The organism is Enterococcus sp. DIV0840, assembly GCF_050527835.1.
Lineage (GTDB): Bacteria > Bacillota > Bacilli > Lactobacillales > Enterococcaceae > Enterococcus_L > Enterococcus_L ureasiticus.
In genome coordinates, this window is sequence record NZ_CP172876.1 from 2,175,819 (window position 1) to 2,192,972 (window position 17,154).

A 17,154-nucleotide genomic window follows, 5' to 3' on the forward strand; every position below is an offset into this window, starting at 1 on the left:
CTTGCTAATCAAAAAAATTCAAAATATGCGAATTCGCATTATGCATTTATTGTACTTTAATGCATAATATACTGCAAGAACATTACCTAACACTAAACCGAGACGATTTAAAATAATTTTGCTTTGCAAATAAGGGGTGTTACTCATGACACAAGAGAAACGAATTAGCTTTAGTTGGGACAAAAGTAGTTATAATGGCTATGTCGAAAAAGAATATGAAAATGCTTATTTGGTTGTTGTTTCGGACCCAAGTCCGGATATGGAAGAAAAATACACAAATCGTATGGTAATTAGTAAAAAAGATTGTCAAACTACAGAGTAACTATGGTTTTTAATAGTCTCTTTGTACAACACATTCTTAAAATGAGAGTGACTCAAAACTTTTTCAGTTTTGAGTCACTCTTTTTAGTTTCAAAATCAAACGGTTATTTTTGCTTATAGGTACTTAAAAACTCACGCATTTTTTCAGTAGTGAATTTCAGGTCTTCCATCTTCGGTAGATAGACGATTCTAAAATGATCCGGCTGAGTCCAATTGAAGCCTCCACCGTGCACAAGTAAAATATGATGTTCATGAAGAAAATCCAGTACGAACTTTTCATCATCATAAATATTAAAACGAGCAGTGTCGATTTTAGGAAAAATATAAAATGCGGCTTTCGGTTTTACAGCTGAAAGTCCAGGAATATCATTGATCGCGTTGTAAATATATTCCCGCTGCTCATAGATTCTTCCACCTGGCAATAATAAATCATCCACACTTTGATACCCGCCTAATGCGGTTTGAATAATTTGTTGGGACAATACATTTGAGCACAAACGCATTGAAGCCAACATATTTAAACCTTCGATATAGCCTTTAACGTGTTTTTTATTTCCACTAAGTACCATCCAACCGCAACGGAAACCTGCAACTCTATGTGATTTAGAGAGTCCATTTAAGGTAACAACAAACAAATCAGGCGCTAACGTTGCAATTGGAATATGGGTCAATCCATCCATCACCAAACGATCATAGATTTCATCTGAGAAAATGATCAAATCATTTTGTCTTGCTATTTCAACGATCTGTTCAAGGATTTCCTTAGGATATAATGCTCCTGTCGGATTATTCGGATTGATCAAAACAATTGCTTTGGTATTTGTCGTAACTTTAGATTTGATATCATCGATGTCTGGGTACCATTCAGCTTGTTCATCACAAATATAATGAACAGGATTACCACCAGCTAAAGAGATCGAAGCTGTCCATAACGGGTAATCCGGCATTGGGACTAAAACTTCATCTCCATTATTCAAAAGCCCTTGCATACACATTGAAATCAGTTCGCTGACTCCATTACCGGTATAAATATCATTGATCGTTACATTAGGAAACCCTTTGACTTGGCAATATTGTTCGATTGCTTTACGTGCTGAAAAGATTCCTTTTGAATCAGAGTATCCTTCTGAATTACGAACATTCATAATCATGTCGCGAACCACTTCATTTGGCGCATCAAAACCAAAAGGGGCGGGATTACCAGTATTAAGTTTCAAAATGCGAATGCCTTCTTCATGCATTCTGTCCGCTTCTTCTAAAACCGGACCACGTACATCATAACTTACACCATCAAGTTTGTTAGATTTCTCAAAATTTCTCATACCGTATCCCTCATTTTCAAAATTTATATCTTTAAAGTTACGCCACCTAGAAAAAAAAAGCAATGGAAAATTGAAATTTTTCTAAAAAAAATTCTAGGTGTGGAACAAAAGTAAAAATCACTTTTGTTTCACACCCTGAGTACAAATAACGGTGGGAGCAGAAGTACCCCTAACCTTAGTTTTTTATTTATGTTTGTAGACTCTAGCTTCATAAGGAGCAAAAATCGTATGCTGATGAATGGTATGATTGTTCAAATTACACAATTGTAAGTCCCACTCTTCTATCTGAACATTTTCTGGTAAATCAGCTGAAGCGAATTCTTTGGACAGATTGACGATGACCACAAATCGCTCGTTACCTAAACGACGCCCATAAACAAACAATTGTGGATGATCAGGTAAATAAAGTTTATAACTACCGTAAATCAATGCTTCATTTTTATTTCTCAACTGGATCACTTCTTTGTAAAAATTTAAAACTGAATTGGGATCTGTTGATTCATCTAGTACATTGATCTCTTGCTTGTTAGGATTGATTACCATCCAAGGTTTTCTTTTTGAAAAACCAGCGTATTCTTCTGCTGTCCATTGCATCGGTGTTCTCGAATTGTCTCGCGCAGTTCTGCGAATCACATTCATTGCCTTTGAAGGCTCAACTCCTGCATGAATCATTTCATGATAAAAGTTTTTAGTATCGACTGCATCAATATCATCGATCGAAGCAAAGGGCATATTTATCATCCCGATTTCTTGTCCCTGATAAATAAAAGGTGTTCCTTGCAATAATAGAAATGTTAACGCCAAAGCTTTTGCAGATGCTTGCCAGAATACTGTTTCTTCACTCCCAAAACTTGAGACAGAACGAGGAATATCATGATTTTCCATATAAAGGGCATTCCAACCTTTCCCGTCTGCCAAAGCCTCTTGCCAAGCAGTGAGTGCCTTTTTGAAGTGAATAACATCTAACGTTTCTTGTTCTTCTTTATTCCAAAGAGAGATATGATCAAATTCAAACAACATATTGAAATATCCTTCTGTTTCCCCTACCCACTTAGGTGCTTCGGCTGCACTGACTCCATTGGCTTCTCCTACTGTTAGAATATCACGTTTTTTAAAAATATCCCGCAACTCTTCTAAGTGAGTTTCAATTCCGGAAACATTTTTGAATGACTCAAACGGATCATTTGTTGAAGATGTTTCTAGAGGGGCTTTTTTTATATGAGAAATTGCATCAACACGAAAACCATCTATTCCCTTATCTAACCACCAATCGATCATAGAGAACAAGTCTCTTTTCACTCGCGGATTTTCCCAATTTAGATCAGGTTGTTCTTTAGCAAACACATGGAGATAATACTGATTGGTCGTTTCATCATATTCCCACGCTGATCCACCAAAAATCGAAACCCAATCATTCGGTGGCCCATCAATTGTTCCATCAGCCCAAATGTAATAGTCCCGATAGTCATCTTTTACAGAAGACCTTGATTCTATAAACCATGGATGTTGATTCGATGTATGATTGATGACCAAATCCATAATCACTCTAATCCCATGATCATGCGCTTCCTCTAATAACAAATCAAATTCTTCCATCGTACCAAAAGTTCTAAGAATTTTTTGGTAATCGCTGATATCATAGCCATTATCAACATTAGGTGATTCATAAATCGGCGTAATCCAGATGAATCCGATTCCTAAATCTTGAAGATAATCCAGTTTTGAACGGATTCCATTTAAATCACCAATACCGTCATTGTTTGTATCCATAAAACTGGCTGGATAAATCTGATAACCTACTGCTTCTTTCCACCAAGCCCGCTTGATTGCCATCTGTATCACCCCTATGTTGTATTTCTTTTTATTATATAAGATATGTAGGAAAAGTGTATCTGAAATGCATAGAACATTGCTGGCTTTAAACAAATTTATCTTTCTATGGTTGTAAACAAAAAAGCAATCTTTTTAGAAAAGAGTGCTTTACTTAAATTACGTTGTTTAATAACAAGTTAGAAAGGTTGAAAATTCTTATGCGGCCAAGAAGACTCGAACTTCCACGGGGTTGCCCCCACCAGCCCCTCAAGCTGGCGCGTCTGCCATTCCGCCATGACCGCATTTTATAACAAACTATCTGCTATCTATGATAAAATACGCTCAAGTTTTTGTCAATCTTTCAAGAAAGATTCGACATTTTACTTTTCCATAAATCAACAGTCATCTTTTTTGCTTGTAATCATACACCTGACACAATTTCTCATACGATTGGCTTACTTGTTTAGGAATTTCAACCGCGCCAATATAATTTTTTCCCTTTGGTCCATAACCATTTACGTCATTTCTAAGCCGTGGTATTTCACCTAGGACTAAAGAAAGAAAATAGTCTTTACTCCATAATCCGTTCAGTCGATCGTCTTCAAAAATAATCTTTTCATCAACCGACTTTACATATGGAATGATTGGAACATAATTTGTAAAAACAGCGTTTGTTTCACGCCACTCTTTTTCAAAAGTTGCTTTGATTCTTCTTTGTAAAATAGGATCTTCCAATAATAAAACCTTTTTTGGATTTAACTTTTTCTCTTTTATTATATTTAATGAAAAAATCGCATTTTCTCCAGAATTGGTTGAAGTACTCTCTGCTAAAAATAGATGCTCATCTAGGTTGTACTTCTCCTTAAAATAGGCCAAGTACATTTCAGTTTCGCTTACGTCACTGACCTCGAAGCCACTATTTTTAAAGTTTTTCTGTAAAAATGATGTAGCATGGCCAATGCCTCCGACAAGCATAAACTTATCGGCCTTTCCTTGCTTATATAAAGCAATCAACTCATCCGCAAGATATGGTAGACTATTTCCAGCTAGGATGGCAAGATCGTACTTTCCAGTTACTTGTTCTTGTGCAGATAAATAGTCAATAACGGTATTCCAATGCTGCATAGCTATCCCCTTTTCTTTTGTGATTGATTCTAATATAATACCGCCTTTTCTAATAAAAGAAAAGACGGCAACGGTTGAATTCAACTCTATTTGTTCGGATTCAATTCCACTAGCTTTCCGCGACATTTTCCGCAAACATAGCGTTGGGTATTGATTCTTCGTTTACGTAAAATCAATGTTTGACATTTTTCACACTGATACTGGTGATAGGACTGAGGTTTTTGCTCCACTAAAGGCCGAACATAGCGACTCCCACCTGTTTGCTTCAGCAAGGATTTAAATTCTGCATCTTTGTGTTGATATCCTTTATCTTCTAAATGCAGATGATAATGGCACAATTCATGTTTGATCACATTGATCAGTTCTGCTTCACCATAACGTTCGAAAACTTTCGGATTGAAATCAATATTATGTGAGCCTAAATGATACCGACCGCCAGTTGTTCTCAGGCGACGGTTGAAAAAAGCCTTGTGTCGAAACTTTTTTCCAAAAGAAGTCAAAGAAATTTCTTCAACCATTGCTTGTAATTGATCATCTGTTAACTCTTGCTTTGTTGGTTTTCCTTCTTTAGAAAAACGACTCAAGACTATTCTTTCCTTTCAGCTTGAGGCAACATCGTTAAACTGATGCGCCCTTTCTTCGTGTCTACATCTTCCACCCAAACAGTCACAACGTCTCCTACAGCAACGATATCTGTAGGATGTTTAACAAATTTTGTACTAAGTTTTGAAATATGCACTAATCCATCTTGTTTTACACCAATATCAACAAAAGCACCAAAATCGATAACATTGCGAACTGTACCTTGCAACTCCATTCCAGATTTAAGATCTTCCATTGATAAAACATCTTTTCTTAAAAGAGGAGCAGGCATTTCATCCCGCATGTCTCTTCCCGGCTGCACTAAAGCTGCTACAATATCTTTTAAGGTTTCACTACCGACAGCTAATTCTGTTTCTAGTTGTTCCAGTGGCAACCCTTTGATCCGTTGAGCGGCTTCCGATGAGCCAAGTTCTGCTAATTTAACATTGGCTTTTTCTAGAATTGCTTTGGCAATATCATAGCTCTCTGGATGAATTCCTGTATTATCTAATATATTTTTCCCATTTGGAATTCGTAAGAATCCAATCGCTTGTTCATAAGCTTTTGGTCCTAAACGAGGGACTTTTTTGACTTGATTGCGAGCAGTAAATGCCCCATTTTCATCACGGTAGGCCATCAAGTTTTGAGCAGTTGTTTTATTTAATCCGGAAATATGTTGCAATAGTTGCGGGCTGGCTGTATTGACATTCACTCCAACTTGGTTAACTGCTGTTTCTACAACAAAATCTAATTGTTCTGCTAAACGTTTTTGTGAAACATCATGTTGATATTGACCGACACCGACTGCTTTAGGATCGATTTTTACAAGCTCGGCTAAAGGATCTTGCAGACGGCGAGCAATGCTGACTGCACTTCTTTCTTCTACTTGTAGATCAGGAAATTCAGTTCTCGCCACGTCACTTGCAGAATAGACAGATGCCCCTGCTTCGTTAACGATCACATAAAAAACGTCCCGTTTGATTTGTTTTAGCTGTTCAGCAACAAATAGCTCTGATTCACGGCTGGCCGTCCCATTACCGATTGCCACCATTTCAACTTCGTACTTTTCAATCAATTGATTAAAAGCAGGACCTGCTGCTGCACGTTTTTCTCCTGAAGCTGGTTTGTGAGGATAAATGACTTGAATCGCTAATACTTTACCAGTTGCATCAACAATCGCCATTTTACAGCCAGTTCGGTAAGCTGGGTCAAATCCTAATACGACTTTGCCTTTCAAAGGAGGTTGTAATAATAGATTACGTAAATTCTCACCGAATATATTAATCGCTTGTTCATCTGCTTTTTCAGTTAACTCATTGCGAATCTCACGTTCTATCGCTGGACCAATAAATCGTTTGTAGCTATCTAAATATGCTGTTTCAACATACGTTGCAGTTGGGGACTGTTTATTATTTCCAATCAATTGACGTTCTAAATAAGAATTGATTTTTTCTTCCTCTACCAAAAGAGCCACTTTCAAAATATCTTCTTTTTCACCACGGTTTGTAGCTAAGACTCTATGAGAAACCATTTTACTAACAGGCTCAGAAAAATCATAGTACATTTCATAAACTGATTTTTCATCTTTTTCTTCGTCTTTCACCGTGCTGACGTATTGACCATGTTTAAAGGTAAAATCACGAATCCATGAACGGAATTTAGGTTCATCAGATACTCGTTCAGCAATAATCTCATGCGCACCTAGCAATGCTGCTTCTACTGAATCTACTTCTTTTTCAGCGTCAATGTATTTTTCAGCCTCTGCCGTTACATCAGCTTGAGCTGGAATGCTCATTAACCAATCTGCTAAAGGTTCTAGACCTTTTTCTTTGGCGATGGTTGCTTTGGTACGACGTTTTTGCTTATAAGGACGATATAGGTCTTCCACTTGCTGCATTTTCGTTGCTTTTTGAATGGATTTAGCCAACTCATCTGTCAGCTTTCCTTGCTCTTCGATCAAACGAAGAACTTCTTCTTTACGTTTCTCTAAATTGCCTAAATAAGTATAGCGTTCTTCGATTTCACGAATTTGAACTTCATCTAAACTGTTCGTCATCTCTTTACGATAGCGGGCGATAAATGGAACAGTGTTTCCTTCACTTAATAAAGTCAGCACTGTTGTTATTTGTTTTGGACGATATTCTGTCAATTCTTTCTGAAGTAAATCAACTACTTCTTGGTTATAAGCTTCTGCCATATTTACATACCTCTCTTCATTAACATACTGTTTCATTTTAGCATATTTTCCTGTTGAAATATAGGACGAGGAAAAAGCTTAAAAAAGACTTTACTCGGTTGAAACAGAAACAGTTGTTTAAAAATCAGGCTGCCAAGGACCAGTTAAATTTTGATATTCAATATCTTGCACGATTCCATTTTTATCGAAAATCACGCCATGAACAGAACCGCCAAAGACAGCCCCCCCATCAATCCCGATTTTATTATCCGATAACCATAAATCAGTTGTCTCCATATCCCCATGAAGCATAGGTGTAATCGTATGACCAAAGACGATTTTTTTCCCTGTATGATTTTTCCCTTGATGAAACGCCTCTCTTATCCAGATAAAATCATGTGGACTCGTTTCATGCCAGTCTTTTTTAGTCAAGTCTACACCAGCATGAACAAATATATACTCCTCCCATTCAAAATAAAGTGGCCGTTCAGTCAAAAATTCAATCAACTCTTTATATCGGCTTCGTATCATCATGCTGATCTCAGTTGGAGAATATTCTTCTGTCGCCCCTTTATGAAGTAAACTTTCCATCGTCTCTTTGCCACCATTTCGAACGTAACTAGTAAACCAGTCTTCTGGACTTTTTAAAAATTGTAGAAAATACTCTTCATGATTTCCTCTAAGGTAAATTGCTCCATATTTCTCAACCAATTCTTTTCCAAGTAAAAAACTCTCTTTTGTTTTGGGACCACGATCATTTAAGTCACCGATCAATACTAACTGATGCATTGTCGGATCAAAGTATTGGATCAATTCGTTAAACAACTCATATTCACCGTGAATATCACTGATTGCATAGACAAATTTTTTCATAATTTCAGCTCCTTGTCTCCATTCATTTTCTATATTATATCGCAAGAAACAGCATGAGCATCAAATTATCGATCCTAAAAGCGTAAGAATATTCATTTATTTAGGAATATTTTAAAAATTGGAATTAATCTTAGACTTTTCATGAAAAAGAGAGTAAACTTATGTAAATGACACTATGTCATAAAATTAGTAGGAAAGAGCTGAAATTTATGAAGAAAAAAACTATTTTCGGTATTCTTGCAGTTTTAGTTGTTGCCCTTGTTATCTTCCTAATTGTTCAAGGAAATTCAGGTAAATCAAACGCTGTTACTGTTCGAACTAGTGAAGTAAAAAAAGAAACGATTGTTGAAAAACTCTCTACAACGGGTACGTTGATACCAAATCAAACACAAGCACTTATGGGCACTGGCAATGTTGTCGAAGTGTTTGTTAAAACGGGTGATCAAGTAGAAAAAGACAAAGTTTTAGCAACATATGACAATGGCTTGCAATTAATCGCTGGCTTCAATGGCACAATCACTCAAGTCAACATCAAAGCCAAACAAGCTGATACAAATGCTCAGCAAGGAAAACCATCGATTCAGCTAGATGATCTTTCTACCTTAAAAGTTCAACTAGCATTGTCTAACTCAGAGGCTTCTGCTGTAGCTGTTGATCAAAAAGCGGAAATCACAAGCGGTAATGAAACATTTGCAGGAAAAGTCGCTGAAAAAGATCCTGCTGCTCAAAGTACTCAATCAGCAACAGGAACAAGTGCAAGTTTAGGTGCCATTGTAACCTTTGATCAAGCACCAGAAAAACTGTTTGCAGGCTTTGATGTAGATGTCGATATCACAACAAATACCGTTGAAAATGTCCTAGCCTTACCGATCGAAGCTTTAACCTATAATGATAAAAATGAACCGATTGTCTTTGCAGTTAAAGATGGCCGTGCCAAAGAAACAAAAATTGAAATCGGCATTCAATCAGATAAATTGATCGAAGTAAAAAGCGGACTAAAAGAAGGGGAAACAGTTATTCTTTCTCCAAGTTCTGATATCAAAAACAATACTGAAGTAACCAAAGAATAGAAGGTGAAATGATTGATCGATTTAAAAGATGTAGTAAAAATCTACCGTACCGGCGGAGAAGAACTAGAAGCTTTAAAACACGTTTCCCTGCATATTGCAGAAGGAGAATTCACTTCTATTATGGGTCCTAGCGGTTCTGGTAAATCAACCATGATGAATATTCTCGGTTTATTGGACCGTTTTGATGAAGGAACTTATCACTTGAATGGACAAGATGTTACCAATTTGACTAGTAATGAAAGTGCACATGTTAGAAATAAAGAAATTGGTTTTGTTTTTCAATCCTTTAATTTGATGCCGCGGATGTCGTTATTGGATAACGTTGCCCTCCCTATGGTTTATTCTGGTATTTCGGCAAAAGAACGAAAAGAGCGCGCGTTAGAAGCTTTGAGAAAAGTCGGTTTGGCTGATCGTGTCGCACATAGGCCAAATGCTATTTCAGGCGGACAAAAACAACGTGTGGCTATAGCCCGTGCTATCGTAAATGATCCAGCTGTTTTAATGGCAGATGAACCAACAGGAAATTTAGACTCAAAAACAACACTAGAAATCATGAAAATTTTCCAAGATTTAAACGATGTAGGCACAACTGTGGTCATGGTCACACATGAACCTGATGTGGCACAATACACGAAACGAATCGTCTCTTTTAGAGATGGCGAAATCATTGATGACCAACCAGTATTAGATCGAAAAACACTATAGAAAGGAGCCGTTTTCATGGGAATTATTGAAAGTTTCAAGATGGCGATCGATAGTATTTTAGCCAATAAAATGCGGTCGTTTTTGACTATGCTGGGAATCATTATTGGAATTGCAGCCGTGATCGCGATATTAGCCGTAGGGAATGGTGCAACGAGTCAAATCACAGGCACGTTCAGCGACTTAGGCGCTTCTACAATTTCTGTTTCCACAAGTCGAGACGCAACAGATAGTCAAAAAATCACCAGTAAAGATATCAAAGCATTAAAAGACGGCATCCCGCAAATCGATCATCTTTCCCCTGTTGTTTCGATCCAAGCGGTCGGTGCTGCAAACGAAAAATCAAAAGCAACATTGATCATGGCAGGAACGCCTGATTTACAATATACCAATCAATTAATGGATAAAGACATCGTCTACGGTCGTTATTTCAATACAACCGAATACTCAGAAGCTAGTAAAGTAGCTGTGATCAGCGCTGATACGGCTCGCTATTTTTTCAATGGGCGGGAAAATGTTATTGGTGAGAAAATCAACTTACGCGGACAAAAAGGGCAAATCAGTGCTCGAATCATCGGCGTGACCAAAAGTACAGTAGAAAAAATGGTCGGTTCTTTTGATGAAGATGAAATGATGGGCTATGTTTCAATACCGCTGACTACAGCAGATAATTTAAATCCGGATGCAACTAAAATCACTAGTTTGACCGTAATTGCTAAATCCAAAGATGATATCGATGCGGTTTCCAAACAAATCGTAAATATCCTATCTGTTCGCCACAATACCGTTGGTGAAAAAGTCTATACTGCAACAAACTTCTTGCAGGCATTAGATCAGGTCAATAATGTTTTAGGCTTGTTTATCAACTTTATTGCAGCGGTTGCGGCGATTGCCCTACTTGTCGGCGGCATTGGTGTGATGAACATCATGCTCGTTTCAGTCACTGAACGGACCAGAGAAATTGGAACAAGAAAAGCTTTAGGTGCAACAGATAGTAACATCTTATTCCAGTTTCTAACAGAATCGGTTATACTGTGTTTGATTGGCGGACTAATTGGATTAACTCTAGGTGCGCTCTTAGCTGTTACTGTTGCTAGTGCCTTAGATATTACTGCTCAGTTTACCATAGGTTCAATTGTCGCTGTACTCTTATTTTCGAGTGCTATCGGGATTTTCTTTGGGGTTTATCCAGCAAGAAAAGCCGCAAAACTTGATCCAATCGAAGCTTTACGGTACGAATAACGATTTAATATTGTAAAACAAAAACAGGACGAGAATAATTTCTCCATCCTGTTTTTTTAATTATCCTTCTTTTTTCATCCCAGAAACAATGAAGTTGAACAACTCCTCAGGAATTTGAAAATGGCCAAATCTCAAGCGTGACCGATACTCCTGCCACAATGGAAAATCCGCAACGGCCTCTAGTGGAACTGATTGAATATTTTTCAAAAAGGAAATGTCCTTTCTATCTGGAATAAAGTCTGGAGCCATTTCGAATGGATATGCTTCTCCAGGTAAAATCTGCCCCAAAGCAATGAACTCTTGACAAGGTTCTTTCGTTTTCAAGCTTTTTTTGGGTGCGTAATAAATCAGCCAATCGCCTGCCTTCATTCGATTCAAAGGTGCTGATTTTCCGTGACATAATTGACAAAAACCACCTGCCACGCCAAGTTCTACATGATCTTTAGAAGCAACGCCGATCAAATAATTCATAGTATCCACTCCTTTTCATTCTTATAAATTGATTGTTTCTCTACTTTCCATCCCTAAAATCACGATCGCTTCATTGAAATGAATTTCGTATAATTCCAGCATAGCGCCAGCTTGTTTGATGTTTTCTTCATAACTAGGAATCTTTTTAATCCATTGTTTTGCTACATCATAAACGGTTAAATCACTTTTTTTCACTTGAGCGTAATGTACTCGAACATGATTGGTATTTGAGGTTGGAATCGTAGTAAATGCAACATTGGCATTTTTTTGAAACTCAGTAATTTTTTCGTTTCCTTTGAAGGTTGAGAAGAAAAGACATTTTTTATCTTCATCATAAAAAAAACTGACGATTCTTACATTGGGTATTTCCTCAACACTTGTTGCCAGAGCGATTTCTGTTTGTTCACTCATTATTTTTTTAAAAGCTTCTACCGTTTTCATAAATTGTTTACTCCCTTATTTTTCATTTGTCTGACTGACAAGTTCATTCTAACAAACAAACCCTGACAACTGATTGTCAGGGTTTGGTAAAGCTTTTTTAGAATTTTTTTATTTTATAATTTATTCAAGGTCCAAGTAACCTTGTCACCATTTTCAAGAAAATATTCAACAGCTCCTACATCAGGTTGTTTACCATTCACATCATACATCCAATATTTACTCGCTTTTGCGTCTTGCAAGTGACCATCGATACCACTGATAAAATTCTTTTCCATTTCTACTTTATAGTTTGTTTCCATGACAGTTTGTAATGATTCATCTTTTTTGACTTTCACTTCTTTTTTATCAAATTCTTTGTCGTCTTCCTTTAAGATGATCGTGACTTTAAACTGGTCTTCGCTTGCTTTAGTCGTGTCCTTTTTGTCCGTTGTTTTGCCACATGCACCCAATAAGAAGAGCACCATAACGACCATGGCTGTTTTTATAATTTTTTTCATTTTTAGTTCCACCTTTAGTTACATTATTTTATAGCATATTTGATTAAAATCCGTTGAAGCTTTGTTTGAATTGATCTAAAAAGCAAACACGAGAAAAAAGCATTTGCAAAACAATAAGAAATTGTATATGGTACAGCAGTCACTAATAATGCTAGATACCGTTGCCAAGAAAAATAGCGATCAATCGAAAAAACTGTCCACACATCCATGAAAAAGGAAAAGAAAAGTCCTGCTAAGATTCCATAAAGTGCTAAAAACCAATAGCTTTTCCTAAGCATTTTCTGTATCCAGGGCAAACCAGCAACACAGCCAATTAGCCCCCATGAAACCATTTGAAAAGGCGTCCATGGCCCTTGACCGAACAACATATTTGACGTAATAGCTGACAACGAACCAACTAAAAATCCTATCTCAGATCCTAAACAAATACCTGAAATAATGATGATTGCCGTCATTGGTGTAATAGCTGGAATCATATAAAACAAAAATCTACCTAAAACTGCAATTGCAGTTAATACAGCAATCAAAACTAATTCTTTACTATTAATTTGTTTTTTTTCATAGCGATAATAGATTGGAAAACAGGCACTGATTGCTAATAACATGGAAATTATTTGGTATTGACTAGCTTGAAACAATGAAACACCAATCCCAAACAACAAGAGGACTAGCGATGATCTGAGTAACATTCGTTTCATATTATTTTTAATCATCCGCAGCTCCTTTTGCTATCTTACATGCATCAATCACTTGTTGAGTTGTGACTAAAGAATGAAAAGTATCACGAGAAATCCGACTGGCTGCAGTTGTATAAAATGTATGATGACTGAAAAATAGCTTTGGTGTTGCCGCAGTCAATAAATTGTTTTGGAAAAATAATCCGCAGCGATCAGACAATTCTGCAGCAAAATCCAAATCATGTGTTACAACTAAAATTGTTTTACCTTGTTTTGCTAACTCTTTTAATACTGCGATCAATTGCTTTTTCCCATAGTTATCAATTCCTTTTGTCGGTTCATCCAACAACAAAATTTTCGAGTCAGCTAAAAGTAATTTCCCTAATGCCGCACGCTGACATTCTCCACCGCTTAAATCTAATGGATGCTGTGTTAAAATTTCGTTTAGTTCCAGTAAATTTGCAACAGTTTCTATCTGCTTTATCTGTTCCTGTTCATCCATTTTTTTACTGTCTAGATAATTTTTGTAATCCTCTTCCACAGAGTCTTTAATAAAGAGTGTTTGAGGCTCCTGTGGTAAATAACCAACAGCTTGCTGATTCTTTTTGATTGGTTGATTTAAAATAGAGATTGTTCCTCGATAGCATTTATGGATTCCAGCAATTACTTTCAATAATGTTGTTTTACCAGTTCCATTCCCTCCGACCAAAGAGAAAATTTCTCCTTCATGTATCTCAAAATTCACACCCGCTAAAATATCTCGACCATTTTTTTCATAACGGAACCAGCAATTCTTTAATTGAATACTTTTGTTTGCTTGATTCTGAACTAATGGCTCATGTTTTTCTTCCTGCGACGCAATGTTAGAAGGAAAATGTCGTGCTAAAAACCGCTTGCCTTCGATGACCGTAACTGGGCATTTATCTTGTATACCACTCTCTAAATAAATTTGTGCAGCACTTGGTAAACTAACAACAAAGCGGCTAAGATCGATTCTACTTTTCTTGATTTCATTGGAAATCGTTCTCGGTTCACCTGAAAAAATCATCTGCCCCTCTTCGAGAAGTACAACTTTATCGGCCTGAGCAAAGACGGATTCCAATCCATGTTCTGCTAACACGATCGTTAACCCCATTTCTCGATTTAACCTTACAAGTATATCGACAAAATTTTGTGAAGCAATCGGATCAAGCAGGGTTGTCGGTTCATCTAAAATCAAAATATCCGGTTTCATAACTAAAACAGAGGCTAGATTTAGTAGTTGTTTTTGACCGCCGGATAATTCGCTCGTTTTAGACTCAAGTAGTTCTTGAATACCTAGAAAATTAGCCATTTCAGCGATTCGGCTCTTAATTTCAGAAGCAGAAATCCCCATATTTTCCAAACCAAATGCTAGTTCATGCCAAACACTGTCTGTCACAATCTGATTTTCAGGATTTTGCATGACATAGCCGATTTTACTGGTTGTAAAAAGCTCTGGAAGATCCGTGATTTTTTCATTGTTCATGTAGATATTACCTGTCTGTTTTCCAGCAGGTATCAATTGCGGTTTTAACAGTTTTAATAACGTTGATTTCCCACTGCCAGAAGCACCACAAACCAAAATAAAATCACCTTGATCAATGGATAATGTTAGTTCTTTCAAAACTGATTTATCTTTTCCAGGATATTGAAATGTCAAATTTTTAATTTCAAGATAGACCACAGGATCACCTTCCTCACTCGATTGATCAACGGTAAAAATGCTAAAATAAAAAGAAACACGTAATTCAACCAGTATTGTTGGACCAGTAAATAAACATTGTCTTGATAAGGATAATAATTGAATTGATACTGTCCATTCACCATACTATAAATAAAAAGACAGCCTGATAGAATAATCATTATCAAGAATAACGTATCTATTTTTCTCAAACGGTAGCTCAACCGACTACTTCTGGTCATAATGCCATAACCTCGTGCCTTCATGGAATCTGCTGTATCCATTGCATTTTCTAACGACCAAGAAAATAAATTTCCAAATAAATCTAGCCCATAAGAAGCGCGTTCTTTAAAGCTTTGCTTTTGCGTTCGTTGAATGGTTTTCTGCACTTGATTCAACTCTTTAAAATATTGCTGAAGTAGTGGTATAAAACGAAAAACGAGTGTTAAAATCAACGTCGCTTTAGGAAAACGTTTCCCGAAAAGATAAAAAAATTGTTCCGATTCAACTGCTTTTTGGAAATTTTGAAATAAATAGATCACTGTCGTAATCATCATCCCTACAAAAAAACCGTAGACAAAAGCTTCTTTAGTAACCGGCTTATTAAATAAAAAAAATAATATCGTTGCTCCTCGATGGACAAATAAAGGATTCGTTACTGTTATAAGAGCTAAAACGATCAAAGGATAAAATACTGTCATTTTTTGCTTTCCTTTCGAGTAACTCAACTGAAAGAATAAACTTCCAAAGAAAAAAACGCTGATGATCAATGGATTTGTCGTACTCATTACGATCAATAACATCAGGATATAATAGCAAGAAATAACTAGCGGATGATGTTGTCTAAAAAGCGCTTTATTCATATCAGACTTCCTTTCTCTACTAGTTATTCATTATCGGATAATAAAAAAACAGCCTACACTGTTATTTTAAATACGTTAAAATTTCTATTGCTTCATTAATATAATAGTGTTTGTAGCCCAAAGCAACATTCATATTATATAAATCTAACTAACGAAAGTCAATCTTTCTTGATTATCCATAAGTGCATAAAATTTATTTATCTGTTCCTCCCCATTAGAAGAGATTTTTCGTTATAATAAGATGAATGATTCACATCAATAAAAAAAGGAAGGAGATGCTCCGATGAAAACAGAACGCCTACTGGCAATCACTATGATCTTATTAGAAAAAAAGCAGATCAGTGCTTCTCAACTAGCTGAAATGTTGGAAGTTTCAGTCCGGACCATTTACAGAGATATTAATTCTCTTAGTGAAGCTGGGATACCGGTAACCTCTTCTCCCGGCGTAAATGGCGGTATCCAAATTATGGAGAATTACAAAATAGATAAAAAATTTTTTACCTCGACTGATATCACCTCATTGCTGATTGCATTAGAGAGTTTATCTCAAAACGTATCTCCGCTTCAAATAAATCAAACATTCGAAAAAATAAAAACACTTGTTCCAGCTGATTTTTTAGAAGAAATCGAATTCAAAACGAACCAAATTGCAATCGATTTAACGCCTTGGACCAGTAATCATACACTGCAGCCTTTTTTAGAAATCATCAAATCTGGCATGGATCAGCAACGCTTACTTTGTTTTGACTATGAAGATAATCAAGGAAGAAAAACCAAACGAACTGTCGAACCTTATCGGCTCGTTTTAAAGGAAATCAGTTGGTATTTACAAGCGTATTGCATAGAAAAAGCTGATTTTAGAACCTTCAAAATTTCCAGAATGCTTAATTTAAGCTTGTCATCCTCAACTTTTGTTCCTCGAGAATTTAAAGCAAAACCATTAGGAAAAGAAACTTTCTACGGTAAAGATTTTACGATCACGACACTTAAAGTGACACATAAGATCAAAGAACAGCTCATCGATAAATTTGGACAATTAAGTTTTTATCCTTCCAATGATTCTGAGAAATTAATCGTTGAATTCCCTTTTATGGAAGATGAATTTGGCTATAATTTACTTTTAGGTTTTGGCAATCAATGTGAATGCCTCGAGCCGCCTCATGTTAGAACTGAATTAAGAAAACGTATCGAAAATTTACTCGAGCTTTATCAAAAATCATAGACAATAAAAAAGCTTCTCAGCATGTACTGAAATGTAGTACAGTCTGAAAAGCTTTT

Annotated in this window: 17 protein-coding genes and 1 tRNA gene; 5 read left to right on the forward strand and 13 right to left on the reverse strand. The window is 36.4% G+C overall.

Features of this window, described 5'->3' with window-relative positions:
• The first annotated feature begins 145 nt into the window (after positions 1-145).
• Positions 146-322 (forward strand): hypothetical protein, encoded by a 177-nt coding sequence (locus IGL98_RS10355; RefSeq protein WP_206841943.1) that lies wholly within the window; start codon positions 146-148, stop codon positions 320-322.
• Positions 323-425: 103 nt separating this feature from the next.
• Here IGL98_RS10355 and IGL98_RS10360 read toward each other — a convergent pair whose 3' ends face one another.
• The 7 genes from IGL98_RS10360 to IGL98_RS10390 form a co-directional block, all read right to left on the reverse strand.
• A complete protein-coding gene (locus IGL98_RS10360; protein ID WP_069644905.1) occupies positions 426-1,643 on the reverse strand; it encodes a pyridoxal phosphate-dependent aminotransferase in 1,218 nt (405 codons plus the stop codon).
• A 183-nt stretch (positions 1,644-1,826) separates the two neighbouring features.
• Positions 1,827-3,476, reverse strand: a complete 1,650-nt coding sequence (locus tag IGL98_RS10365) for a glycoside hydrolase family 13 protein (protein WP_206841946.1) — start codon at positions 3,474-3,476, stop codon at positions 1,827-1,829.
• A 198-nt stretch (positions 3,477-3,674) separates the two neighbouring features.
• Positions 3,675-3,757, reverse strand: a tRNA-Leu gene (locus tag IGL98_RS10370).
• Between the two features lie 100 nt (positions 3,758-3,857).
• A complete protein-coding gene (locus tag IGL98_RS10375; RefSeq protein ID WP_242590060.1) occupies positions 3,858-4,706 on the reverse strand; it encodes a YdcF family protein in 849 nt (282 codons plus the stop codon).
• Positions 4,667-5,164, reverse strand: a complete 498-nt coding sequence (locus tag IGL98_RS10380; RefSeq protein ID WP_206841951.1) for a SprT family protein — start codon at positions 5,162-5,164, stop codon at positions 4,667-4,669. The genes IGL98_RS10375 and IGL98_RS10380 overlap by 40 nt, the downstream gene beginning before the upstream one ends.
• A gap of 2 nt (positions 5,165-5,166) precedes the next feature.
• Positions 5,167-7,359 carry a Tex family protein gene (locus tag IGL98_RS10385; RefSeq protein WP_206911529.1) on the reverse strand — a complete coding sequence of 731 codons (2,193 nt, stop codon included), beginning with the start codon at positions 7,357-7,359 and terminating at the stop codon, positions 5,167-5,169.
• A gap of 117 nt (positions 7,360-7,476) precedes the next feature.
• Complete coding sequence (locus tag IGL98_RS10390) at positions 7,477-8,211, reverse strand: metallophosphoesterase (protein WP_206841955.1); 735 nt, start codon at positions 8,209-8,211, stop codon at positions 7,477-7,479.
• A 209-nt stretch (positions 8,212-8,420) separates the two neighbouring features.
• On the opposite strand from IGL98_RS10390, the gene IGL98_RS10395 reads away from it, so the two are divergent.
• Genes IGL98_RS10395 through IGL98_RS10405 form a run of 3 tightly spaced genes read left to right on the forward strand, consistent with a single transcriptional unit; the run spans position 8,421 to position 11,225 of the window.
• The gene (locus IGL98_RS10395) at positions 8,421-9,281 is read left to right on the forward strand and encodes an efflux RND transporter periplasmic adaptor subunit (RefSeq protein ID WP_206841957.1); all 861 of its coding nucleotides are present in this window, start codon (positions 8,421-8,423) and stop codon (positions 9,279-9,281) included.
• A 12-nt stretch (positions 9,282-9,293) separates the two neighbouring features.
• A complete protein-coding gene (locus IGL98_RS10400; protein WP_206841959.1) occupies positions 9,294-9,986 on the forward strand; it encodes an ABC transporter ATP-binding protein in 693 nt (230 codons plus the stop codon).
• Positions 9,987-10,001: 15 nt separating this feature from the next.
• Positions 10,002-11,225 carry an ABC transporter permease gene (locus IGL98_RS10405; protein WP_206841961.1) on the forward strand — a complete coding sequence of 408 codons (1,224 nt, stop codon included), beginning with the start codon at positions 10,002-10,004 and terminating at the stop codon, positions 11,223-11,225.
• A 60-nt stretch (positions 11,226-11,285) separates the two neighbouring features.
• On the opposite strand, the gene IGL98_RS10410 is transcribed toward IGL98_RS10405, so the two are convergent.
• From IGL98_RS10410 to IGL98_RS10435, 6 genes are all read right to left on the reverse strand, one after another.
• Complete coding sequence (locus tag IGL98_RS10410) at positions 11,286-11,696, reverse strand: EVE domain-containing protein (protein ID WP_206911528.1); 411 nt, start codon at positions 11,694-11,696, stop codon at positions 11,286-11,288.
• Between the two features lie 21 nt (positions 11,697-11,717).
• The gene (locus IGL98_RS10415) at positions 11,718-12,137 is read right to left on the reverse strand and encodes a pyridoxamine 5'-phosphate oxidase family protein (protein ID WP_206911527.1); all 420 of its coding nucleotides are present in this window, start codon (positions 12,135-12,137) and stop codon (positions 11,718-11,720) included.
• A gap of 113 nt (positions 12,138-12,250) precedes the next feature.
• Positions 12,251-12,634, reverse strand: coding sequence for a DUF4430 domain-containing protein (locus tag IGL98_RS10420; protein WP_206911526.1), 384 nt, complete (start codon positions 12,632-12,634; stop codon positions 12,251-12,253).
• Between the two features lie 23 nt (positions 12,635-12,657).
• On the reverse strand, positions 12,658-13,347 hold the full coding sequence (locus tag IGL98_RS10425) for an ECF transporter S component (protein WP_206911525.1): 690 nt from the start codon (positions 13,345-13,347) through the stop codon (positions 12,658-12,660).
• Positions 13,340-15,016 carry an energy-coupling factor transporter ATPase gene (locus tag IGL98_RS10430; protein WP_206841973.1) on the reverse strand — a complete coding sequence of 559 codons (1,677 nt, stop codon included), beginning with the start codon at positions 15,014-15,016 and terminating at the stop codon, positions 13,340-13,342. The genes IGL98_RS10425 and IGL98_RS10430 overlap by 8 nt, the downstream gene beginning before the upstream one ends.
• Complete coding sequence (locus tag IGL98_RS10435) at positions 14,989-15,876, reverse strand: energy-coupling factor transporter transmembrane component T (protein WP_206841975.1); 888 nt, start codon at positions 15,874-15,876, stop codon at positions 14,989-14,991. Before IGL98_RS10435 ends, IGL98_RS10430 begins: the two co-directional genes overlap by 28 nt.
• 283 nt (positions 15,877-16,159) lie before the next feature.
• Here IGL98_RS10435 and IGL98_RS10440 point away from each other — a divergent pair, with 283 nt between their 5' ends.
• Complete coding sequence (locus IGL98_RS10440; RefSeq protein WP_206841976.1) at positions 16,160-17,098, forward strand: helix-turn-helix transcriptional regulator; 939 nt, start codon at positions 16,160-16,162, stop codon at positions 17,096-17,098.
• Positions 17,099-17,154 lie beyond the last annotated feature (56 nt).